Raw genomic sequence first — 23,809 nt, forward strand, 5'->3', positions numbered from 1 at the left:
AGCTGGACGCGATCATGGGCGAGCGCCGCCGGCTGACCAATCTGGCGTACCGGCTGCTCGGTTCGCTGGCCGACGCCGAGGATGTCGTGCAGGAGACGTACGCCCGCTGGTACGCGCAGTCGGAGCGGCAGCGGGCCGCGATCGAGTCACCCGGCGGGTGGTTGACGACGGTGGCGGGCCGGATCTGTCTCAATCTGCTGGGCTCGGCGCGGGCCCGCCGGGAGCGCTACGTGGGCCAGTGGATCCCCGAGCCGCTGCCCGCCCACCGGGAGGGGGCGGGCGGGGCGGCGGCCGACCCGGCGGACCGGATCACCCTCGACGAGTCGGTCCACATGGCGTTCCTGGTCGTGTTGGAGTCCATGACCCCGGCGGAGCGGGTCGCGTTCGTGCTGCACGACGTGTTCCAGTACCCGTTCACCGAGGTGGCGGAGGTCCTCGGGCGTTCCCCGGCCGCCTGCCGCCAGTTGGCCACCTCGGCCCGCCGCCGTATCCGCTCCGCACCGGTGCCCGCCACCCCGGCCGGCGCGCAGGCGGGCATCGTGCGGAACTTCAAGCGGGCCTGGGAGAGCCAGGACGTCAGGTCGCTGATGGATCTGCTCGACCCGGACGCCACGGTGATCGCCGACGGCGGCGGCCTGGTCGGCGCCCTGCTGGAGCCGCTCACCGGCCGGGACAACATCGTCCGCGGCTACCTCAGGATGGCCCACCTGATCCCCGCCATGACCTTCCTGGAACGCACCGTCAACGGCCAGCCGGGCCTGATCGCCCAACTCGACGGTGTCACCGTGACGGTGTTCGCGTTCCGGATCGTCGACGACCGGATCACCCACATCTGGGGCGTCCGCAACCCGGAGAAGCTCCACCCGTGGACGGCCTCCGACCGCGGCGCCGGCCCGGAAGGCAGGCCCTAGATTCCGGTCCGGCCGTCCAGCAGTTCGCGGACGATGTCGAGGTGCCCGTTGTGCCGGGCGATCTCCTCGATCAGGTGCAGCAGGATCCACCGCAGGTCCATGTGCACCCCGCCGCGCATCGGGCGGACGGCCCTCTCGTCCAGGTCGTGCTCGGCGACCAGCTTCCGGAACCGGACGGACTGTTCCTCGTACTCCGCGAGCAGCTGCTCCAGCGGCACGTCGACCGCCGTCCGCATCTCGGGGTCGGGGTCCTCCGCGGTGGCCCCGGCCAGCGGCCCCGTGTCCTCCTCGCCGAGGAACACCGCGTGGAGCCACCAGTACTCCACCCATCGCAGGTGGCTGATCAGCCCGCACACCGTCATCAACGGGGAGCCGGGAAGCGGCGAACGCCGGGCGTCCTCCGCGGAGATGCCCTCGCACTTGGCCTTCGCGGTGGCCCGGGCGTAGTCGAGGAAGGTGGTCAGCTGCGTGCGCTCGTCCCAGCTGGGAGGCGTATCGGTTCGCTCAGTCATCGTGCCCAGTCTGCCCGAGCCCTGACGGTCCGTCGACGGGATTCGGCCCGCCCGGCGGGAGCGGTTCGACTCCGGTGCGCACAGGACGGTGCCGGTCAGGGCCACCAGCAGGGCCACGAAGGCGCCGGCCGGGCCGCCTCCGGTACCGGGAGCCGTGCCGGGGGGCGGCCACAACGACGACGCCGCACCCACCGGCCGCCCACCTCAACTGCCGCCCGCGTCACCCGAGTTGCGCGACCCCGCCGTAGCAGCCCGCCTGCGCGTCAGTGACGGGGGCAACCCCGGTGTCGGGCCGCCACCGGGGGCTGGCGACGACGCCGGGCGTGAGCAGGCGCCAGTCCTGGAAGAGCCCGGTGATCTCCGCCCGGGTGCGCGCCTGGAGGTCGGTGCCGGAGCTGCGGTAGACCTGCTCCATCCGGGCGGTGGCCTCGGGGTCGAAGTCGGCGGTGAAGTGGCTGATGACCAGGTAACTCCCCCGCGCGAGACGCGAGATGAACGCCTCGACGACATCGGCCGCGCTCTCGCCGGGGCGGTCGGCGACGAAGTGCAGCAGCGCGACCATGCTGAGCGCGACGGGGCGCTCCAGGTCCAGCGTGCCTGCGGCGGCGTCGAGGATCGCCTCGGCATCGCGGACGTCGCCCTGCACGTACGAGGTGCGCCCCTCGGGGGTGCCCTCCAGCAGCGCCTCGGCGTGCGTCAGGACGATCGGGTCGTTGTCCGCATAGACCACGCGCGCGGCCGCGTTGACGCCCTGGGCGACCTCGTGCAGGTTGGGCGAGGTGGGAATGCCGGTGCCGATGTCCAGGAACTGGTCGATGCCGAGTTCGGCGATGGTCCTGGTGGCACGGCGCATGAACGCCCGGTTGGCGTGCGCGGCGAGCCGGGCGTTGGGGAAGGCGTCCAGCGCGCGGCCGGCGGCCTCCCGGTCGGCGGGGAAGTTGGTCACGCCGCCGAGGTAGTAGTCGTACATCCGGGCCGAATGGGCCTGGTGGATGTTCAGGTTGATGCCGATCTCCGGCGTCTGCTGAGCGGTGTCGTCAGCCATCGCGCGTCCCCCCTGGTCGCTGAGTCCTCGTCAACGCTTCGGTGGCGCGCGGCATGGCGCACCCCCTTGCGCGGAACTCATGAGATCATGCCCGCGGAACAGCCGGGCAACCGGCCGGGTCGCGCCCTGCCGACTGCATGCCCGCCCCGGCCCGGGCCAACCCCCGCCGGGGCCCATCGACCGGGTCCAACCCCTCTCAAGCCCCAACTGGCCGTCCGGCTTTCACTTCTGTGCCCCGGATGTTCGCGGAGTTCCGTTTTCACCACAGGGATCCCGATACGCTGAAATGGTGGTGTGAGGGGGGTGACAATCCCCTCGTCAAGGCATCGGCGTCCGGCGCGGAGGGGGCGCGGGCCGCGATCCGATCGGCGCGGGAGAGGCTCTCCCGCTGGGAGGGGTGACAGTGGACCCGGAGTTCGGATTGGCGGTACCGCAGCGGCGCGATCAGCTGACCTTCGACGCGTTCTGCGAGACCCACGAGCAGGCCTGGCTCGGCGCCGCCCGGGCCTGCCGGCTGTCCGACGAACAGGCCCACGCGGTGGTCGACGCGGTGCGCGACTGGCTGTGGGGCGACTGGCAGATGCTGCTGCGCGAGCCGGCCCCCGCGGCCTCCGCCTGGAAGGTGCTGAAGGACGAGATCGCCAAGGCGGGCCTGACGGCGGCGGACACCGACGGCGAGCACTGGCCCCACGACCAGTGGCGGGTGGCGATCCGAACTGCCATGCACCGCATGCGGATGGAGTTCACCCCGGACCTGAACGGCACCTACGAGGCGATCCTCTCCCTGCCCGAACGCCAGCAGGACGTGATCATCCTCCGCTACGCTCTCGACCTGCGGGACGAGACGGTCGCCGAGTACCTGGGCTCGACCGTGGGGACGGTGCGCTCCAACGCCCGCCACGCCGAGGACCGCCTCAAGGAGAAGCTCGCCCGGAGGAACGCGTGAGTGGCAGATCCACGGCAACCGAAGTGATGCTGGAGCGCAGCCGGGGAGCCGCGCCGGCGCCGCTGCGCCTGGCACACCGTCAGGCCCGGCACGAACTGGCCATGCTGTGCTCGCTGATCCTCGCCAACCCGGCGGCGGCGAGCTCGCTGGCCAAGCTCGTCGACAGCGAGGTCGAACGTCCGGACGGCGCCCTGGTCCTGGGCGTACTGCTGAACCTCGCCGACTACGAGGAGGGCGCCCGCTTCTGGTGGGAGTTCGCGGCCGGCGGCGGCAGCCACCTCGCCGCCTCCTGCCTGTGGTTCCTGCACCAGTCGCGCGGCGAGCCCAGGGACGCGAACTTCTGGCGCCTCCAGGCCGAATCCCTGGCCGAACTCCCGCAACCGGCCTGGCAGTTGACTTCCCAGGACCGCCCGCTGGTGCCTCGCAGCGTCCGTGCCGAGATACTCGCCCGCTGCAAGCAGGGCATGTCCCCGCGCCTGCCTCCGCGCCTGGCGGCCGTCCTCAAGTCCCTCCCGGTGGAGGACGACAACGGTGACTGGCCCGAAATCCCGCACTGGAGCCCCGACGTCGTCCACCACCTCCGCGCGGCCGGCGAGGACAACCCCCGCTGACCGCCCGGTCAGGAGCGGGTGGCCTCGGTGGCGATGCCCTTCAGGACCGCCTCGATGCCGTCGTGGAGGCTGGCGAGGCGGGCGTCCACGAGCATCTCCTCCTGGTCCGGGTTGGCTTCGACGTACTTGTGCAGGGGAGTACGCAGGTTGCCCAGGCGCATGCCGTGGCGCAGGCGGGTGCCGGTGCCCTCGGGGGTCAACTCGTAGTACCAGTTGGCGAAGGCGTCGCCCTGGGCGGTGGCGATGTCCGGCAGGACCGACCAGCCGAAGCGCTCGTTCGGGGTGAGTTCGGTGATCCGGTTGACGGTCTGCCACTGCTGCCCGTCCGGCCGGGCGTTGTGGCCCGCGAAGTGGGCGCCCACGGCGGGCCCCTCCGCGTCCTGGAGCCATTCGGTGCGCTGGAGTTCCGGGCTGAAGCGGGGGGAGGTGGAGATGTCCGCCACCAGCTCCCAGACCCGCTGCGGCGGGGCGGGGATCGTCACCTCGAGCACCACGCCGAATTCGTCGGTGAGTCGCACGGCTGCCTCATTCCTGTTCACGTCGACCGGCCCGGGTTCCGCCGGGCCTCTGCCCCCGCAAGGGTTGCATGTACCGTCAAGACCCCGGGTTCCGGGGCACGATCGGGGCCTGGCCTAAAGTCTGTTACCGTCCCGCCACCCCGAGCAGGGGCGCCCGGGGCGAGTGCCGGATGGTGGTGACGAGGCCGCTGCCGACCCCAACGCCAGCAGTGCCGGGCCGGAGCGGCAGGCCGGCCGGTCAGGCCCGGCCCCGGTGTCCGAGCTGGCGCCACAGCGCCAGTTCGGTGGCGCTGGGCGGCAGTTCGGGGCAGAGCCGCTCGGGGTGCCCCGGGCCGGGGTCCTGCTCGTGCGGCACCGGCGCGGGCGGGCCGGGGAACCAGCAGGTGCCGAAGCCGATCAGTGCCCGGCCGAGGCGGCAGCACAGCGAGATCGCCGCGGTCCGGGCCGCCAGGTGCCACCGCATGTCAGGCGGTGGCCGGGCCGAACCAGCGGTTCAGCGCCCCGGCCGGTCCAGGACGGGGGTCCACGCGGTCGCAGGCCCAGGCCAGGTAGCCGTCCGGCCGGACCAGCACCGCGCCGAGGCCGGGGTGACCGGGGAACTCCGCCCGGCTCCAGCGCAGACCGGGACGGCCGGCGACGGCCGCGCGGTGCTCGCCGGCGGGTGTGGCGTCGAGCAGCACCGCCAGCCCGTCGTCGAGGCCGTCCACCGGCAGCAGGTCGGGAGCGAACCGTCCCACCAGCGGGTGGCCGGCGCTGCGGTCGGGGTGGTCGTAGGTGACGTCCAGCGCGTGCAGCATCTCGATCAGCATCCGTTTGGCCTGGGGCACTTCGACCAGGTCGGCGATCAAGTCCCGCACCGCGTCCACCTGAGGGCCGTGGCGCAGCAGCGCGGCCTGGGCCCGGGAGTTGCGCAGGACGCGGGCGGCGGGGGCGTGCCGTTCGGCCGTGTAGCTGTCGAGGAGGTCCTCGGGGGCCGAGCCGCGCACCACCCGGGCCAGCTTCCAGCCGAGGTTGGCGGCGTCCTGGATGCCGAGGTTGACGCCCTGCCCGCCGAACGGCGAGTGGACGTGGGCCGCGTCGCCGGCCAGCAGGACGCGGCCGAAGCGGTAGCTCGTGGCCTGCCGGGCGTTGTCGTTGTACCGGAACGGGGAACCCACCCGGGCGACCGTCACGTCGGCCCCGCCCACCCGGCGCAGCGCCGCCTGCAGTTCCGCCGCGGTCACGGGGGCGCGCCGGTCGGCCGGCGGGCGGTCGAACTCCAGCGCCACCACCTGGCCCGGCACCACGTCGACCATCAGCGCGCCGGCCGGGGTGCGGGTGAAGCCACGCGGCAGCTTCTCCGCGTCGAGCAGCGCGACGTCCTCCCCGCCGACCGCGAACAGGGTCGGACCGGTGCCCGGGAAGTCGAACCCGGCGAGCCGGCGCACCGCGCTCCGGCCCCCGTCCGCGCCCACCAGGTAGCCCGCCCGGATGGTCCGGCCGTCGTCCAGCCGGGCCACCACCCCGTCCGGCCCCGGTTCGACCGCCACCACCGAACGCCCGTGCAGCAGCCCGGCGCCGTGCTGCCGGGCCCGGGCCGCGAACACCTCGCGCAGGACGGTGTACGGCACCGGGAGCAGCGACACGTCGGTGTGTTCCCCGAGTGGGTCGGTCAGCGGCACCATCCCGATGTGCCCCTTGGTCGCGCCGCCGCTGCCGAGCTGGGTGGAGGCGACCTGACCGCCCGCCGCGACCGGCCGCGGACCGGCCGGGGCGAGCGTGGCGGCGGTGCCGATCAGGGTGCGCAGCGCCTGCTCGGCGGCCGCCACGACCGGCCCGTCCAGTCCGCGCAGCGCCAGCGTGCGCATCGTCCGGGTGGTGACCCCGCGCAGCGCGGGGCTGTCGGTGCGGGCCGCCCGGTCGAGCCGCTCGACCACCAGCACGGACGCGCCGGCCAGGCCGAGCTCGGCCGCCAGGAACAGGCCGACCGGGCCGCCCCCGACCACGACCACGTCCGCCTCGGAACAGACATCGGCGTTCACGACTGCACTTCCTTCCTCAGCGGGCGGCGGCCGGCAGCACCGTGTGCAGGTGCTCGGCCAGCGCGGACGGGGTGGGGTGCTCGAATATCCGCGCCAGCGGCAGGTCGACGCCGGTGGCGTCCACCACGCGGCGGCGCAGCTCGAACGCCGTGAACGAGGTGAGGCCGAGTTCGGCGAACGCGGTGTCCACCGGCACCGCGTCGTGCGCGGAGTGCCCGAGCACGAACGCCGTGCTCCGGCGCACCAGCGACAGCAGCGCCTCCCGCCGCTCCGCCGCGGGCAGACCGGCGAGGTGCGCGGCCAGCCGGGTGCCGGACCCGTCGGGGGCCGCGGGGTCGTCGGTGGTCCGGGTCCGGCCGAGCAGGTCGCGCAGCGGGGGCGGTACCGGATGGCCGGCGAACGCGGTGAGCAGACCGGTCAGCGGCAGGTCGGCGACCAGCAGGTCCGCGTCCGGGCCGCTCAGCGCCTCCCGGATCCCGGCCACCGCGTCGGCGGGCCCGGCCCACGCCACGCTCCGGCCGGACGCTCCGGCCGCCCGCCGCGCACCCGCCACCGCGGCGTGTCCGGCCCGCAGCGCCGCCGAGCCGTCCGGGGCGTCCCCGGTCAGCGGCGCGGCGAGCGGGGCGAACAGCGCGAACCGGGCCAGCGGCAGCCCGGCGGTCGCCTCGTGCAGCGCCGACGCGGCCGCGCCGTCGGCATCGACGTCGGCGTCGGCAAGGGCGGACAGGTGCAGCACGTCGGTCAGCGGGTGGTCGGCCGGGACGGCGCCGAGCACTGCGGCCAGCGCGGCCCGGTCGGCCGGGTCGCACGGCCGCACCGTCACCTCGCAGGGGCGCCCACCGCCGGGGGACGGAACGGCCGCTCCCCCGGCCGTCGGCTCCTGGCCGGGCTCCTGGCCGGGCTGCCGGCCGAGCTGCCCGGCGGGCTGTTCCGGGCCGGTCAGCAGCAGGACGTGCGCGGCGCCCCGTTCGGCGGCCCAGCGGAGCGCGGCGTCGGTCAGGGCGGCCGGACCGGCGGTGATCAGGACCGTGCCGCCCGGGCGGCCCGTCGGTTCCGGGCCGGGCCCGCTCCGCTCCAGTCGGCGCACCTGCACGCCGGCCGGCCGGATGGCGGCGTGCTCGGGTCCGGCCGGGTCGGCGAGCAGCGCGACCAGCCAGGACAGGGTGCGCGCGGTGGGCTCCTCGGGCAGGTCCACCAGCCCGTACCACGGGACGGGGGCGGTCCGGCGGGCGTCGGCGAGCGACCACAGCCGCCCGGCGGCCGTCCCGCTCTCCGCCGCGTCGGGATCGACGGCGGCCCGGGTCAGGCACCACAGCGGCGCGTCCAGCCCGGCCTCCAGCAGGGCGGCGGAGAGGCGTTCGGTGGCGGCCGGTTCGGCGTCCCCGTCCACGCCCCCGGACGGGGTGCGGCGGGCCGGCAGCGACAGGACGCCGACCGGCGGCGGGCCGGCGGCCACGGTGCGGAGGGCGGCGGGGAGGCCGGGGCCCGCAAGGACGGGGACGGCCTCGGCGCCGCCGGCCCTCAGGGCGGCGAGGACCGCGTCGGAGAACGGGTCGCCGGCGCCGTCGGCCGGGAGGACGGCGAGCCAGCGGCCGGAGAGCAGCGGGACGTCCGGGGCGGGGACGCGTCGCCAGACGGCGCGGTGGGCGGTGCCGTCCTCGGACCGGTCCTGGCCGGGGCCGGCCGGGGTACCGAGGGCGGCGACCAGGTCGGCGAGGGTGGTGGGGCGGTCGTCGGGCAGGCCGGTCAGCCGGGCGAGTTCAGCGGTGTCGGCGCGGTCGAGGGCGGCCCGGAGCCGTTCGGTTCCGGCGCGGGGCGGCGTGCTGGGGGTCAGCCAGTGGTGGTCGCGTTCGAAGGGGTAGGTGGGCAGCTGTGCCGCGGCGGTGGTGGGCGAGGGCGGGTAGGCGGCGTGCCAGTCCACCGCGCCGCCCTCGACGTAGAGCTCGCCGAGGGCGGCGAGCACCGACTCGGGTTCGGGGCGGTCGCGCCGAAGCAGCGGGACGACCACGCGGGGCGCGGCGGGCTCGGCGCCGTCCCCGGCGGCCGGGGGGCGCTGGGCGAGCGCGGCCAGCACGCTGTCCGGTCCGAGTTCGAGGTAGGCGTTGATCCCGGAGTCCTGCAGGCTGCGCAGCCCGTCGTGGAAACGGACCGTGCCGCGGGCCTGCTGGACCCAGTAGTCGGGGGTGGTGAGCCACTGGTCGGCGCTGTCGCCGGTGGCGCCGCAGACCACCCGGACGCGGGGCGGCGCGAAGCGGACTGCGGCGGCCGCTTCGCCGAGGGCGCCGAGCATCGGTTCCATCAGCGGCGAGTGGAAGGCGTGGCTGACGGTGAGCCGGCGGACCCGGCGGCCCTGCCGGCGGAACGCTTCGGCAACCTGCTCCGCCTCCTCGGCCGCGCCGGACAGCACCACCGCCCGGGGGCCGTTGACGGCGGCGATGCCGAGCCGCTCGTGCAGGCCGTCCAGGGCGTCGCGGAGTTCGGTCTCGGTGGCTTCGACGGCGATCATCGCGCCACCGCCGGGGAGCTCGCCCATCAGCCGGCCGCGGGCCGCCACCAGGCCGGCCGCGTCGGCGAGCGACAGCATGCCCGCGCAGTGCGCGACGGCGAACTCGCCGACCGAGTGTCCGATCAGCGCGTCGGGCCGGACGCCGAACGCCTCGACCAGCCGGAACTGCGCCACCTGGAGGGCGAACAGGGCGGGCTGCGCGTATTCGGTGCGGTCCAGCAGCGCGGCCTCGGGGCTGCCGGGCGCGGCGTTGACGATCTCGCGCAGCGGCCTCGGCAGGTGCGGGTCGAGGGCCGCGCAGGCGGCGTCGTACGCGGCGGCGAAGGCCGGGTGGGCACGGTACAGGCCGGTGCCCATGCCGGGCCGCTGGCTGCCCTGGCCGGAGAACATGAACGCCACCCGGAGCGGGGCCGCCGCCCGGCCGGTCAGCAGCCGCGGCGAGGTGCGTCCCTCCCCCAGCGCGTGCAGGGTCTCGGCGAACCCGTCGCGGTCGCCGCCCAGCAGCACGGCTCGGTGCTCGAACCGGGTGCGGGTGGTGGCCAGTGCCCGGCCGACCGCCTCGTCGGTGTCGGGCGAGGTGCGCAGCCGGTGCAGCAGGCGGCGGGCGGTCGCGGCCAGCGCGGTCGGGGTGCGGGCGGTGAGCACCCAGGGGCGCGGGCCGGCCGGGGCGGGGTCGGACGGGGCGGGGTCGGACGACCCGGCCTCGGCCGGCGGCGCGGCGTCGGGCTCCGGCTGCGGCTGTGGCTCGGGGCACTGTTCGACGATGACATGGGCGTTGGTGCCGCTGATCCCGAACGAGGAGACCGCGGCGCGCCGCGGCCGGTCCACGGCGGGCCACGGTATGTCCTCGGTGAGCAGCCGGACGGCGCCCGCCGACCAGTCGACGTGCGGCGACGGCGCGTCGACGTGCAGGGTGCGCGGCAGCCGCCCGTGCCGGATCGCCTCGATCGTCTTGATCACCCCGCACACCCCGGCGGCGGCCTGGGTGTGGCCGAGGTTCGACTTGACCGAGCCGAGCCACAGCGGCCGGTCGGCGGGTCGGCCCTGCCCGTAGGTGGCGATCAGGGCCTGCGCTTCGATCGGGTCACCGAGCGGGGTTCCGGTGCCGTGCGCCTCGACGGCGTCGATGTCGGCGGCGAGCAGGCGGGCCGCGTCGAGCGCCCGGCGGACCACCCGTTCCTGGGCGGGGCCGCTGGGCGCGGTCAGTCCGTTGCTGGCACCGTCCTGGTTGACGGCGGTGCCGGTGATCACCGCGTGCACCCGGCGGCCGGCCCGGCGGGCGTCGGAGAGCCGTTCGAGCAGCAGTACCCCGGCGCCCTCCGCCCAGGCGGTGCCGTCGGCGGCGGCGGCGAACGGCTTGCACCGGCCGTCGGGGGCCAGGCCGCGCTGGCGGCTGAACTCGATGAAGCCGCGCGGGCTGGGCAGCACGGTGACGCCGCCGGCCAGGGCCAGCGAGCAGCTGCCGTCGCGCAGTGCGCGGGCGGCCAGGTGGATCGCCACCAGCGAGGAGGAGCAGGCGGTGTCCAGGGTGATCGCGGGCCCGTTCAGGCCGAGCGTGTAGGAGACCCGGCCGGAGGCGACGCTGGTCTGGTTGCCGATCGCGAAGCCCTCGATGTCGGCGGGGACGCCGTGCGCGCCGACCGGGCCGTAGTCCTGTGCGATGACGCCCGCGTAGACGCCGGTGTCGCTGCCGCGCAGTGAGGCCGGGTCGATGCCGGCCCGTTCGACGGCCTCCCAGACGATCTCCAGCAGCAGCCGCTGCTGCGGGTCGGTGGCCTGGGCCTCGCGGGGGCTCATCCCGAAGAACGCGGCGTCGAACCAGCCCGCCTCGGGCAGGAATCCGCCGCGGTCGACGTAGCTGGTGCCGCGGTGCTCGGGGTCGGGGTGGTGGATGGCGTCGAGGTCCCAGCCGCGGTCGTCGGGGAACCGGGTGATCGCGTCGGTGCCGGTGGCGACCAGGTCCCACAGGTCCTCGGGGCTCCGCACGCCGCCCGGGTAGCGGCAGGCCATGCCGACCACGGCGATCGGCTCGGTCTGCTCGGCCTCCACCTCCTGCAGGCGGCGGCGGGTCTTCAGCAGGTCGGCGGTGACCCGTTTCAGGTAGTCGGCGAGTTTGGCTTCCTCGGTCACGGCTGGCCCGGCCTCTCCGGTGGGGTGCGGTCGATGGGGGTGGGCGGCGGTGCGGGGCGCCGGTGCGCCGCTCATCGGCCCAGCTCCCGGTCGATGAGTGCGAAGATCTCCTCGGTGCTGGCGGCGTCGATGCCGGCCTCGGAGGGCGCCCCGGGCTCCGGTTCGGCGGGCCGCAGGCGCCGCGCCATCGCCTCCAGGCGGGTCAGCAGTTCCTCGCGCAGGGCGTCATCGGGGGCCTCGGCGGTGAGCCGGGCCTCCAGTTCGCCGAGTTCGGCGAGCAGGGTGGGTCCGGCCGGGGCGAGGGCGGTGAGCAGGTGCTCGGCGAGTTGCCCGGCAGTGGGGTGGGCGAAGATCACGGTGGCGGGCAGCCGGAGGCCGGTGGCCCGGTTGAGGCGGTTGCGCAGTTCGACGGCGGTGAGCGAATCGAAGCCGATGTCCTTGAACGGCCGGTCCAGCGGGACGCCGTCGGGCGAGTCGTGGCCGAGCACCAGGGCGGCGTTGCTGCGGACCAGTTCCCGCACGGCCCGGGCCCGCTCCTCCGGGTCCCGGTCGGCCAGTTGCAGGACGGCGGGCTGCGCGGGCGCGGCGGGGTCGTCCCGTCCGGCGGGGCGGCGCGCCAGGTCGTGCAGGACGGGGTGCAGCAGGTCGGCCTCGGCCTGCCGGCGCAGCGCCGCCGGGTCGAACAGGGCGGGCACCACGGCCGGGTGGCTGCTGTCCAGGGCGAGGTCGAGCAGCCCGAGGGCGAGTTCCTCGTCCATCGGCAGCACGCCGCTGCGGCGCAGCCGGGCCAGGTCGTCGCGGTCGAGGTGGTCGGTCATGCCGCTGGCCTGCGCCCACAGTCCCCAGGCGAGCGAGGTGGCGGGCAGGCCGTGGGCCTGCCGGTGCCGGGCGAGGGCGTCCAGGAAGGCGTTGGCGGCGGCGTAGTTGGCCTGGCCGGGGGCGCCGACGGTGGAGGCCAGTGAGGAGAACAGCACGAAGTCGGACAGGTCGAGGTCCAGGGTGAGCCGGTGCAGGTTCCAGGCGGCGTCGACCTTGGCCCGCAGCACGGTGTGCAGCTGTTCTGCGGTGAGGTTGGGGACGGTGGCGTCGTCGAGCACCCCGGCGAGGTGCAGCACCGCGGTCAGCGGGTGCTCGGCGGGGACCTCGGCCAGCAGGTCGGCGAGCTGCTGCCGGTCGGCGGCGTCGCAGGCGACGATGTCGACGTGCGCGCCGAGCGCGGTCAGTTCCTTGGCGAGTTCTTCCGCCCCGGGCGCCTCGGGGCCGCGCCGGCCGATCAGCAGCAGGCGGGTGGCACCGCGATCACGGACCAGGTGGCGGGCGACCATCGCGCCGAGGGTGCCGGTGCCGCCGGTGAGCAGCACGGTGCCGTCGGGGTCGCGCGGAACGGGCAGGGTGAGCGCCAGCTTGCCGGTGTGGCGGGCCTGGGAGAGGAACCGCAGCGCCTCCTTGGCCTGCCGGACGTCCCGGCTGTGCACGGGCAGGGGTGCGAGCGTGCCCTCGGCGAACAGCCGGGCCAGGTCGGCGAGCATCTCGGCGATCCGTTCGGGCCCGGCGTCGAGCAGGTCGAACGCCCGGTAGCGGACGCCGTGGTGCTCGCGGGCGATCGTGTCGGCGTCGCGAATGTCGGTCTTGCCCATTTCGACGAACCGTCCGCCGGGTCGCAGCGCCCGCAGCGAGGCGTCGACGAACTCCTTGGCGAGCGAGTTGAGCACGATGTCGGCGCCTGCCCCGCCGGTCTGCTCGGCGACCATCGCCTCGAAGCCGAGTTCGCGCGAGGAGGCGATGCGTTCGGCGGGCACGCCGAGGGCGCGCAGCACCGGCCACTTGGCGGGGCTGGCGGTCGCGAGCACCTCCAGGCCCCAGTGGCGGGCCAGTTGCAGGGTGGCCATGCCGACGCCGCCGGTGGCGGCGTGCAGCAGCAGGCGTTCGCCGCGGCGGGCGCCGGCCAGGTCCTGCAGCCCGTAGTAGGCGGTGAGGAAGACGATCGGGACGGTGGCGGCCTGGGCGTAGGACCAGCCGTCCGGGATCGCCGTCAGCATCCGGTGGTCGGTGACCGCGACGGGCCCGGTGCCGTGGGTGATCAGGCCCATGACGCGGTCGCCGGGGCGCAGCGTGGTGACGCCCGGCCCGGTCTCCAGGACCACGCCCGCGCCCTCGCCGCCCATCCGGCCGTCGCCCGGGTACATGCCGAGGCCGATCAGCACGTCCCGGAAGTTCAGGCCGGCCGCCCGCAGTGCCACCCGGACCTGGCCGGGTTCGAGTGCGGCGGCGAGTTCCGGGCAGTCGGCGAGGACGACGTTCTCCAGGCTGCCGCGCTCGGTGAGGTCGAGCCGCCAGGCCGGTCGGTCGGGGACCGCCAGGTCGGGGTGCGGTCCGCCGGAGCGGGCGAGCCGGGGCAGCAGCACCGTCCCGGCCCGCACCGCGAGCCTGGATTCGCCGGTGGCGAGGGCGGCGGGCAGCGAGTCGAGGGAGTGTTCGTCGAGGTCGGCGAGGCCGAACCGGTCTGGGCTCTCGGCCATCGCCGCGCCGACCAGGCCCCACACGGCCGCACCGGCCAGGTCGGGCCCGGGTTCGTCGGCGGCGGTGACGACGGCCCGGCGGGTGACCAGGACGAGCCGGGTGTCGGCGAACGCCTCGTCCGCGAGCCAGTCCTGGAGCAGGCCGAGCAGTCCGGCGGTCAGCCGGTGGGTGTCGCCGGGGACGTCCGCGCCGCCCTGCGGTGGTACGAGGACCAGCACCTCGGCGGGCCGGGGGGCGCCCGCGGCCCGCAGCGCGCCGAGGTCCGGGTGGCAGGCGGGCCGGCCGTGGCGGTCGGCCAGCCGGCGGGCGGCGTCCTCGGCGATCTCCGGACCGCCGGGGACGGGTGCGGCGAGCAGCGTCAGCGGACCGGTCGCGGGGACGGTCCCGGTGGCCGGGGCCTGCGGCCGCCAGCCGAGGTGGTACAGGGCGTCGCGGGCGTTGCGGCCGCCTGCGGCGAGGCGGGCCGGGTCGATCGGGCGCAGGGTGAGGGCGTCCGCGTCGAGCACGGGACGGCCGTGGGGGTCGGCCGCGGCGAGTGCCAGGGTCTGCTCGCCGGTGCGGCGCAGCCGGACCCGTAGGGTGCGGGCGCCGGTGGCGTGCAGGCGCACGCCGCTCCAGTGGAAGGGCAGGAGGAGTTCGTCCGTGGGCGGGTCGGCGGCGAGCAGGCCGTGCAGGCAGGCGTCGAGCAGCGCCGGGTGGACGGCGTGGCCGGTGCTGTCGGTGTCGGAGGCAGGCAGTTCCACTTCGGCGTACAGGTCCGTGCCGTCCTGCCAGAGGGCCCGCAGGCCGCGGAACGCGCCGGTGTAGTGGTAGCCGAGGGCGGCGAGCCGTTCGTACGCGCCGTCGAGCGGGACGGGCCGGGCGCCGGGCGGCGGCCAGGCCGCGGCGGTGTCGGTGTCGGGCGCGGGTGCGGCGGGTGACGGTGCGGCGAGGGTGCCGGCGGCGTGCCGGGTCCACTCGCCGGGGGTGGCGGCGGTCCGGGAGTGCACGGTGACCCGGTGCCGGCCCGGCCCGTCGGCGACGACGGCGACCTGGAGCTGCACCGGCTCGTCCTCGGGCAGTGGCAGCGGTGCTTCCAGGGTGAGTTCCTCGACCGCGCCGGCGCCGGCCCGGCCTGCGGCGTGCAGGGCGAGTTCGAGCAGCGCGGTGCCGGGGACCAGCACGCTGCCGGCGACGGCGTGGCCGGTCAGCCAGGGGTGGGTGCGCCGGGAGATCCGGCCGGTCAGCAGCAGGGTGCCGGGTTCGGCGGTGGCGAGTGCCGCGTCGAGCAGCGGGTGTCCGGCCGGGTCGAGGCCGAGGCCGGCGGCGTCGGCGGCCCCGGCGGGGGTGTCGATCCACAGCCGGCGGCGCTGGAAGGCGTAGGTCGGCGGGACGGCGTCGCGGGACGGTGCGGCGCTGCGCAGAGCGGTCCAGTCGAGGTCGGCGGCCTGGGTGTGCAGTTCGGCGGCGGAGCGCAGGAAGCGGTCGGCGGCGGGTTCGGCGCGGCGCAGGGTCCCGATCGCGGTGACGGTGGCGCCGGCCTGTTCGACGGTCTCCTCGACGGCGGCGGTCAGCACGGGGTGCGGGCTGGCCTCGACGAACAGCCGGTGGCCGTCGGCCGCGAGCCGCCGGGTGGCTTCGTCGAAGCGGACCGGTCGGCGCAGGTTGCGGTACCAGTAGGCGGCGTCGAGGGTGGCGGTGTCGATCGGGCCGGCGGTGACGGTCGAGTAGAAGGCGGTGTCGGCGGTGCGCGGCTTCAGGCCGGCCAGCGCGTCGAGGATCTCGGTTTCGATGGCTTCGACGTGCGGGGAGTGCGAGGCGTAGTCGACCGGGAGCAGCCGGACCTTCACTCCGGCGGCCCGGTACTCGTCGAGCAGCACCCGGACGGCGTCGGGGTCGCCCGCGACGACGGTGGCGCCGGGCCCGTTGACGGCGGCGATGTGCACGCCGGGCCGGCCGTCGGCGAGGGTCCGGGCGACCTGTTCGGCGCCGAGCGCGACCGAGGCCATCGCGCCGCTGCCGGCCAGCCGGGTCAGGGCGCGGCTGCGCAGGGCGACCGCGCGGGCGGCGTCGTCGAGGTCGAGGGCGCCGGCCACGTGGGCGGCGGCGATCTCGCCCTGGGAGTGGCCGACGACGGCGTCGGGGACCACACCGACGGAGCGCCACAGCCGGGCCAGCGACACCATCATGGCGAACAGCGCGGGCTGCACCACGTCGACGCGGGCCAGCAGGTCGCCGTCGCCGCCGGCGCGCACCACGTCCAGCAGTGACCAGTCGGTGTGCGGGCGGAGCGCGTCGGCGCAGTCCTCCAGGGCGCGCCGGAAGACGGGGGAGCGTTCGAGCAGGTCGCCGGCCATGCCGGCCCACTGGGTGCCCTGCCCGGGGAAGACCAGGACGGTGCGGCCGGCCGTCTCGGCCCGTCCCTCGACCAGGTCGAGGGACGGGCGGCCGGCGGCGAGCGCGTCGAGGGCGGCGAGCTGCCGGTCGCGGTCGCCGCCGAGCAGTACCGCACGGTGCTCGAACAGGGTGCGGTGCCCGGCCAGCGCGGCGGCGAGTTCGGCGTCGCCGGTGCGGGCGTCGCCGAGCCAGCTCCGGAGCCGGCCCGCCTGGGCGCGCAGCGCCCCGTCGGTGCGGGCGGACAGCACCCAGGGCGGGGTCGGCGCGCTGACGACGGGTTCGGCGGCGGGCTCGGCAGCGGGCTCGGCGGGTTCGGCGGGTTCGGCGGCCGGCTCCTCCTCGATGATCACGTGGGCGTTGGTGCCGCTGATGCCGAACGAGGAGACACCGGCCCGGCGGGGCCGCTCGCGGGGCGGCCAGGCCACCGGCTGGGTGAGCAGGGCGAGGTGGCCGCCCGCCCAGTCGACGTGCGGCGAGGGCTGTTCGGCGTGCAGGGTGCGGGGCAGCGTCCGGTGGCGCAGCGCCATCACCATCTTGATCACGCCGGCCACGCCGGCCGCGGCCTGGGTGTGGCCGAGGTTGGACTTGACCGAGCCGAGTCGCAGCGGCGCGTCCGGGGACCGGTCGGCGCCGTAGACCCCGATCAGCGCGCCCGCCTCGATCGGGTCGCCCAGGGTGGTGCCGGTGCCGTGCGCCTCGACGGCGTCCACGTCACCGGGCAGGAGTCCGCCGTTGGCCAGCGCCTGCCGCAGGACGCGCTGCTGCGCGGGGCCGTTGGGGGCGGTGAGCTGGCTGCTGGTGCCGTCCTGGTTGACGGCGCTGGAGCGGACCAGGGCGAGCACCGGATGGCCGTTGCGCCGGGCGTCGGAGAGCCGTTCCAGCAGCAGCAGCCCGCCGCCCTCGCCCCAGCCGGTGCCGTCGGCGTGCGCGGAGAACGGCTTGCAGCGGCCGTCGGGGGCGAGGCCGCGCTGGCGGCTGAACTCCACGAAGGTGTCGGGGGTCGCCATCACGGTGACGCCGCCGGCCAGCGCGAGCACGGACTCGCCGCGGCGCAGCGACTCGGCGGCGAGGTGGATGGCGACCAGCGAGGACGAGCAGGCGGTGTCCACGGTGATCGCGGGGCCGCCGAGGTCGAAGGTGTGGGAGACCCGGCCGGAGGCGACGCTGCCCGCGCTGCCGCTGCCCAGGTAGCCCTCGAAGGCGCCGGGCATCGGCCGCAGCCGCGCCCCGTAGTCGTTGTACATGACTCCGGTGAACACCCCGGTGGCGCTGCCGCGGACGTCCTGCGGACGGATGCCGGCCCGTTCGAAGACCTCCCAGGCGAGTTCCAGCAGCAGCCGCTGCTGCGGGTCGGTGGCGAGGGCCTCGCGCGGGTTGATTCCGAAGAACTCGGGGTCGAAGCGGTCGGCGTCGTAGAGGAAGCCGCCGCGGGTGGTGCAGGTGCGGCCGGTGGACTCCGGGTCGGGGTCGTACAGCCCTGCGGTGTCCCAGCCCCGGTCGGCGGGGAACTCGCCGGTGGCGTCGCGGCCGTCGGCGACCAGCTGCCACAGGTCCTCGGGGGTGTGGACCCCGCCCGGGTAGCGGCAGCTCATCGCGACGATCGCGATCGGTTCGGTCCGGGCCTCGTCGGCCTCGCGCAGGCGGCGGTTGGCCTGCGCGAGCTGGCCGGTGACCCGCTTGAGGTAGTCGCGCAGTTTCTGTTCGGTCGTCACGTTCAGCTGTCCTCTCGGGGTCTGCGGGGACGGTTGGCGGCCCATCAGGAGGCCCCGAGTTCCCGGTCGATGAAGTCGAAGATGTCGTCGTCGCTGACGTCGTCGAAGCCGTCCGTGGCCGCGGCGGCCGTTCCGTCGAGTTCCTGCAGCAGTTCGCGCAGCCGCACGGCCGCCCTGGCCCGGGCATCGGCTTCGAGTCCGGCGAGGGTGCCGGCGAACTCCTCCAGTCCGGTGAACGCGGGGGCGGCGGCCGGCGCCGGGTCGGTCGGCCCGGCCAGCTCCAGCAGGTGCCGGGCCAGCGCGTCCGGGGTGGGGTGGTCGAACATCACGGTGGCGGCCAGGCGCAGTCCGGTGAGCCGCTCCAGGTCGTTGCGGAACTCGACCGCGGTGAGCGAGTTGAACCCGAGGTCGAGGAAGCCGCGGCCGGCCGGAACGGCGTCCGCGCCGGGGTGTCCGAGCGCCGCGGCGGCCCGCTGACGCACGGTGTCCAGCAGCAGCCGGCCGCGTTCCGGCCCGGCCAGCGCCGCCAGCCGGGTCCGCAGCGGGTCCGGCCGGGTGGGCGCCGCGGTCGGCGCGGGCCGGCGCCGGGCGGGCAGCAGGCCGCGCAGCACCGCCGGGAGGGTGCCCTCGGTGTCCTGCGCGAGCAGCGCCCCCGGGTCGAACCGGGCGGCCACCAGGGCGGGCCGGTCCGCCGTCAGACCCCGGTCGAGCAGGGCGAGTCCGTCCTGCGCGGTCAGCGGCACCACGCCGGTGCGGCGCAGCCGGGCCCGTTCGGCGCCGTCGAGGGCCCCGGTCATGCCACGGCCGTCCCCTTCGGCCCCCCAACTGCCCCAGGCCAGCGAGACGGCCGGCAGGCCGCGGGCGCGGCGCTGCCCGGCGAGGGCGTCCAGGGCGGCGTTGGCGGCGGCGTAGTTCGCCTGCCCGGCGGAGCCGAGCACCCCGGCGACCGAGGAGAACAGGACGAACGCGCCGAGGTCGGCGTCCAGGGTCAGTTCGTGCAGGTGCAGGGCGGCGTCGGTCTTGGGCCGCAGCACGGTGTCCAGGTCGGCGGCGGTCAGTGACTCCAGCACCCCGTCGGCGACCACGCCGGCGGCGTGGAACACCCCGGTGAGCGGATGCGCGGCCGGCACCGCGGCCAGGACCTCGGCCAGCGCGGCCCGGTCGGCGACGTCGCAGGCGGCGAAGCCGGCGTCCGCTCCGGCTGCGGCGAGTTCGGCCGCGAGTTCGGCGTCCGGGCCGCCGCGGCTGACCAGCAGCAGCCGGCGCACGCCGTGCCGCCGGACCAGGTGCCGGGCGAGCTGTCGGCCGAGCGCGCCGGTGGCGCCGGTGATCAGCACGGTGCCGTCGGGGTCCAGCACCGGCTCCGCGGTGGTCGCCTCCTCGGGCACGGCGGCCAGCCGAGGGGCCAGGGCGGTGCCGTCCCGCAGGACCAGTTCGGGCTCGTCACCGGCGCAGGCGGCGAGCAGCAGGTCGGCGGTGCTCCGCTCGTCGGTGTCGATCAGGGCGAACCGGCCGGGGTGCTCGCGCTGCGCGGCCCGCAGGAGTCCGCGCACCGCGGCGGCGGCGAGGCCGTCGCCACGGGTGAGGACCACCAGGCGGCTGCCGGACAGCCGTTCCTCGGCCAGCCAGGACCGCAGCAGGGCGAGGAAGCCCGCGGTCTCCGCCCGGACCGCCTCGGCCGGGTCGGCCGCGGCGGGGGCGAAGGCCGGGCAGGGCGCCACCACCACGCCGGGCACCCCGCCTTCCGCCGCGGCGAGCGCGGCGACGTCAAGGTGGCGCCGCGTTCCGGCGGGCAGGGCGAGAGCGGCCGTCGCGGCGTCCGTGCCGCCGAGCAGTGCCCACCCTGCGGCGGGGACGGGCGGCAGCGGCGCCTGCACCCACTCGGTCGCGTACAGTCCGCCCCGGTCCCCGCCGAGGGTCCCGGCGGGCAGCGGGCGGGTGGTGAGCGAGTCGATCCGGACGAGGAGCCGCCCGTCCAGGTCCCGGGCCTCGAAGCGCAGCCGGTCGGCCGCGAGCGGGGTGATCCGGGCCCGCAGCGCGGTGACGGGGCGGGCGGCCGCGCGGATCCCGCTCCAGGCGAACGGCAGCACGGGCGCCGGGTCGTCGCGCAGCAGCAGGAAACCGTGCAGCGCGGAGTCGAGCAGCGCGGGGTGCAGCACGAAACCGTCGGTGGCGGTGCCCTGCGGCAGCTCGGCCTCCACCAGGACGGTGTCGCCGTCGCGCCAGGCGGCGCGCAGGCCGCGGAACAGCGGTCCGTAGCCGAGGCCGCGCTCGGCGAGGTCCGGGTAGAGGTCGTCGACGGGCAGCGCGACGGCTCCGGCGGGCGGCCACTGGCCGCCGTCCTGGTCGGCGCCGTCCGGCCCGGGGGCGACGCCGCCGAGCCGGGCGGTGGCGTGCTTGGTCCAGCCCGTGGCCGGGTCCTCGTCCTCGGGCCTGGCGTACAGCACCGCGGTGCGCTCGCCGTCCTCGGCGGGCGCGCCGAGGACCAGCCGCAGCTGGAGCGCCCGGCCCGTGGGCAGGACCACCGGGGACTCCAGCAGCAGGTCGCGGACCCCGTCCGCGCCGACCCGGTCGGCGGCGTGCAGCAGCAGATCCACCACCGCGGTGCCGGGCAGCAGCACGGCCCCGGCGACGGTGTGGTCGGCCAGCCACGGATGGGTGGCCGCCGCGATCCGGCCGGTGAGAGCGAGCGCCGCCGACTCGGGGTCGTCGATCACCGCGCCGAGCAGCGGGTGGCCCGCCTCGCCGAGCCCGGCCGCCGCGACCGGCTGCGGCCCGGGGGCCGGCTCCAGCCAGTAACGGCGGCGCTGGAACGGGTAGCTCGGCACGGCGAACCCGCCGCTCCCGGCGCCGAGCAGCGCGGGCCAGTCGATCCCCACCCCGTGCACGTGCAGCCGGGCCAGCGCGGTGGCGACGCCCAGCCCTTCCGGGCGGTCGGCCCGCAGCACCGGCACCGCGGCGGGCCGTTCGGCGTCGACCGGCCAGCTGTCCAGCGCCATCGGCGCCAGCACCGCGCCGGGGCCGAGCTCCACCAGCACCTCGACGCCCGCCTCCTGGGCCCGCAGCACCGCGTCGGCGAACCGGACCGTGCCACGGGCGTGCCGCACCCAGTACTCGGCCGAGCCCAGCTCGGTGTCCCCGGCCGGGCGGCCGGTCAGCGCCGAGATCACCGGGACGGTGGCCGGACGGTAGTCGAGTGTCTCGGCAACGGCACGGAACTCGGTCAGCATCGCGTCCATGTGCGCCGAGTGGAAGGCGTGGCTGACCGTCAGGCGCTTGGTCCGCCGGCCCGCCTCGGCGAGCTCCCCGGCGAGCGCGGTGACGGCGTCCTCGTCGCCGGCGACCACCACCGCCATCGGTCCGTTCACCGCGGCCAGGTCCACCCCGGATCCCCGCTGCTCGATCAATGCCCGCACCTGCTCCTCGCCGGCCTCCACCGCGAGCATCGCCCCGCCCGGCGGCAGCGCCTGCATCAGCCGGCCCCGCGCGGCGACCAGCTTCGCCGCGTCCCCGAGCCCGAACACGCCCGCCACGTGCGCCGCCGCGATCTCGCCGACCGAGTGCCCGAGCAGCACGTCCGGACGCACTCCCCAGTGTTCGAGCAGCCGGAACAGCGCCACCTCGAGCGCGAACAGGGCCGGCTGCGTGTACCCGGTGCTGTCCAGCAGCGCCGCCTCGGGGCTGCCCGGTTCGGCGAACACCACCTCGGCGAGCGGCCGGTCCAGGTGCGGGTCGAGGGCGGCGAACAGCTCGTCCAGGGCAGCCGCGAACACCGGCTGGGACGCGTACAACTCCCGCCCCATTCCTAGCCGTTGGCTGCCCTGCCCGGTGAACATGAACGCCACCGCGCCGGTGCCCGCGACGGCGCTGACCGCCTCCGGCGCGACGCCGCCCTCGGCCAGCACGTCCAGGCCCGCGAGGTAGCCGTCCAGGTCGCCGCCGACCACCGCCGCGCGGTGGTTCCAGCGGGTGCGGGTGGTGGCCAGGGCCCGGGCCACGTCCACCGCGTCGATGCTCCCGCCGTCCCGGACGGCGGCCGCGAGGTTGACGGCCTGCGCACGCAGGGCGGCCTCGTTCCGCGCGGACAGGATCCACGGCACCGGACCCACCGGGAGCGTCTCCACGGTGGTGGGCTGGGCCTCGGGCTGTTCGAGGACGACATGCGCGTTGGTCCCGCTGATCCCGAACGCCGACACCGCGGACCGGCGCGGACGCCGGACCTCCGGCCACACCACCTGCTCGGCCAGCAGCTCGACCCCGCCGCCCTCCCACTGCACATGCCCGCTCGGCGCCTCCACGTGCAGCGACTGCGGCAGCACCCCGTGCTCCATCGCCTTCACCATCTTGATCACACCCGCGACACCCGCCGCCGCCTGCGTGTGACCGATGTTCGACTTCACCGACCCCAACCACAGCGGCCGACCCTCCTCCCGGCCCCGCCCGTAGGCCGCGATCAGCGCCTGTGCCTCGATCGGGTCACCCAGCCTGGTTCCGGTGCCGTGCGCCTCCACCGCATCGACCTCCGCCGGCACCAGCCCGCCCGCCGCCAGCGCGGCAGCGATCACCCGCTGCTGAGCCGGACCGTTCGGCGCGGTCAGACCATTGCTCGCCCCGTCCTGATTGACCGCCGAACCACGCACCACCGCCAGCACCCGGTGCCCCAGCCGCCGCGCGTCCGACAACCGCTCCACCAGCAGCAGCCCCGCACCCTCACTCCACCCCGTCCCGTCCGCCGCCTGCGCGAACGGCTTGCACCGACCATCCGCCGCCAACCCCCGCTGCCGACTGAACTCCACGAACATCGACGGGGTGGACATCAAGGTCACCCCACCCGCGAGGGCGAGATCGCACTCGCCGCGGCGCAGGGACTGGGCCGCCAGGTGCAGCGCGACCAGCGAGGACGAGCAAGCCGTATCGACGGTGACCGCCGGACCCTGCAGACCCAGCTGATAAGCCACCCGGCCGGAGGCGACGCTCGACGAGTTTCCGATCGCCAGGTACCCCTCCATGCCGTCGGGGGTCCGGTCCAGTCGGGAGCTGTAGTCGTTGTACATGACGCCCGTGAACACGCCGGTCTGCGATTCGCGCAACGTCACCGGATCGATCCCGGCCCGCTCCACCACCTCCCACGCCAGCTCCAGCAACAACCGCTGCTGCGGATCCGTCGCCAACGCCTCACGCGGCGAGATCTCGAAGAACTCCGCATCGAACTCCGCCGCGTCGTACAAGAACCCGCCATGACGCGTGTACGACTTGCCCCGCGCCTCCGGATCCGGATCGAACAACCCCTCCAGATCCCACCCCCGGTCCTCCGGGAAACCACCGATCGCATCAGTGCCCTCCGCGACCAGCCGCCACAGATCCTCCGGCGAACGCACCCCACCCGGGAACCGGCACGCCATCCCCACAATCGCCACCGGCTCATCCACCGGAACCGACACAACCGCCGGGAGCGCAGGGGCCGACGGCGCCGAACCCAGCACCTCCTCACGCAACCGCACCGCCAGCGCCAACGGACTCGGGTGGTCGAACACCACCGTCGCCGGCAACCGCACCCCCACCGCCGCCTGCAAGCGGTTGCGCAACTCCACCGCAGTCAGCGAATCAAAACCCAGATCCTTGAACGCCCGACCCGCGTCCAACCGCGAACCATCCGCATGACCGAGCACCACCGCCACCTGACCCACCACCAACTCCAGCAGCAGCCCCTCCTGCTCCGCCACCGACAACCCCACCAACCGCTCGGCAAAGGAACCATCGGACAGCGAGCCCTGGGCACCGGCGCGGCGCCGCACCCTGGGCGCGAGCCCGCGCAGCAGCGGGGGGACGGTGCCGGACTTGGCGGCGGCCCGCAGGGCCGGCAGGTCGATCGGTGCGGTGACCAGCAGCGGTTCGGGCCTGGTGACAGCGGTGTCGAAGAGGGCGAGACCGGTCTCGTCGGACATCGACGCGATACCCACCCGCGCCATCCGCGCCCGATCCACCTCCCCCAAATGCCCCG

At 75.9% G+C, this 23,809-nt stretch carries 11 protein-coding genes and 1 pseudogene; 3 read left to right on the forward strand and 9 right to left on the reverse strand.

Features of this window, described 5'->3' with window-relative positions:
• The first annotated feature begins 14 nt into the window (after positions 1–14).
• Positions 15–911 (forward strand): RNA polymerase sigma factor SigJ, encoded by an 897-nt coding sequence (sigJ, locus tag ACZ6R9_RS18025; protein WP_380485399.1) that lies wholly within the window; start codon positions 15–17, stop codon positions 909–911.
• Here sigJ and ACZ6R9_RS18030 read toward each other — a convergent pair.
• The 3 genes and pseudogenes from ACZ6R9_RS18030 to ACZ6R9_RS18040 form a co-directional block, all read right to left on the reverse strand.
• Positions 908–1,423 (reverse strand): DinB family protein, encoded by a 516-nt coding sequence (locus ACZ6R9_RS18030; protein ID WP_380485401.1) that lies wholly within the window; start codon positions 1,421–1,423, stop codon positions 908–910. The two genes, sigJ and ACZ6R9_RS18030, sit on opposite strands and share 4 nt — an antisense overlap.
• Before the next feature lie 60 nt (positions 1,424–1,483).
• Positions 1,484–1,615: pseudogene (locus ACZ6R9_RS18035) on the reverse strand (hypothetical protein); the annotation flags it as partial.
• Positions 1,616–1,643: 28 nt separating this feature from the next.
• Positions 1,644–2,468 (reverse strand): SAM-dependent methyltransferase, encoded by an 825-nt coding sequence (locus tag ACZ6R9_RS18040; RefSeq protein WP_380485383.1) that lies wholly within the window; start codon positions 2,466–2,468, stop codon positions 1,644–1,646.
• Positions 2,469–2,889: 421 nt separating this feature from the next.
• On the opposite strand from ACZ6R9_RS18040, the gene ACZ6R9_RS18045 reads away from it, so the two are divergent.
• Together ACZ6R9_RS18045 and ACZ6R9_RS18050 are read left to right on the forward strand one after the other, a co-directional pair.
• The gene (locus ACZ6R9_RS18045) at positions 2,890–3,414 is read left to right on the forward strand and encodes an RNA polymerase sigma factor (protein ID WP_380485385.1); all 525 of its coding nucleotides are present in this window, start codon (positions 2,890–2,892) and stop codon (positions 3,412–3,414) included.
• Complete coding sequence (locus ACZ6R9_RS18050) at positions 3,411–4,025, forward strand: hypothetical protein (protein WP_465538841.1); 615 nt, start codon at positions 3,411–3,413, stop codon at positions 4,023–4,025. The genes ACZ6R9_RS18045 and ACZ6R9_RS18050 overlap by 4 nt, the downstream gene beginning before the upstream one ends.
• Positions 4,026–4,033: 8 nt before the next feature.
• Here the strand turns inward: ACZ6R9_RS18050 and ACZ6R9_RS18055 are convergent, their stop codons facing one another.
• From ACZ6R9_RS18055 to ACZ6R9_RS18080, 6 genes are all read right to left on the reverse strand, one after another.
• On the reverse strand, positions 4,034–4,543 hold the full coding sequence (locus ACZ6R9_RS18055) for an SRPBCC family protein (RefSeq protein WP_465538842.1): 510 nt from the start codon (positions 4,541–4,543) through the stop codon (positions 4,034–4,036).
• Between the two features lie 238 nt (positions 4,544–4,781).
• A complete protein-coding gene (locus ACZ6R9_RS18060; protein WP_380485391.1) occupies positions 4,782–5,006 on the reverse strand; it encodes a DUF6059 family protein in 225 nt (74 codons plus the stop codon).
• A gap of 1 nt (position 5,007) precedes the next feature.
• Positions 5,008–6,564 carry an FAD-dependent monooxygenase gene (locus tag ACZ6R9_RS18065; RefSeq protein WP_465538843.1) on the reverse strand — a complete coding sequence of 519 codons (1,557 nt, stop codon included), beginning with the start codon at positions 6,562–6,564 and terminating at the stop codon, positions 5,008–5,010.
• A gap of 16 nt (positions 6,565–6,580) precedes the next feature.
• Entirely contained in the window at positions 6,581–11,275 is a 4,695-nt protein-coding gene (locus tag ACZ6R9_RS18070; protein WP_465538844.1) for a type I polyketide synthase, read from the reverse strand.
• A complete protein-coding gene (locus ACZ6R9_RS18075; RefSeq protein ID WP_465538845.1) occupies positions 11,272–17,808 on the reverse strand; it encodes an SDR family NAD(P)-dependent oxidoreductase in 6,537 nt (2,178 codons plus the stop codon). Before ACZ6R9_RS18075 ends, ACZ6R9_RS18070 begins: the two co-directional genes overlap by 4 nt.
• Before the next feature lie 44 nt (positions 17,809–17,852).
• Positions 17,853–23,768, reverse strand: coding sequence for a type I polyketide synthase (locus ACZ6R9_RS18080; RefSeq protein WP_465538846.1), 5,916 nt, complete (start codon positions 23,766–23,768; stop codon positions 17,853–17,855).
• Positions 23,769–23,809 lie beyond the last annotated feature (41 nt).

This window comes from Kitasatospora sp. NPDC048662 (genome assembly GCF_055587065.1).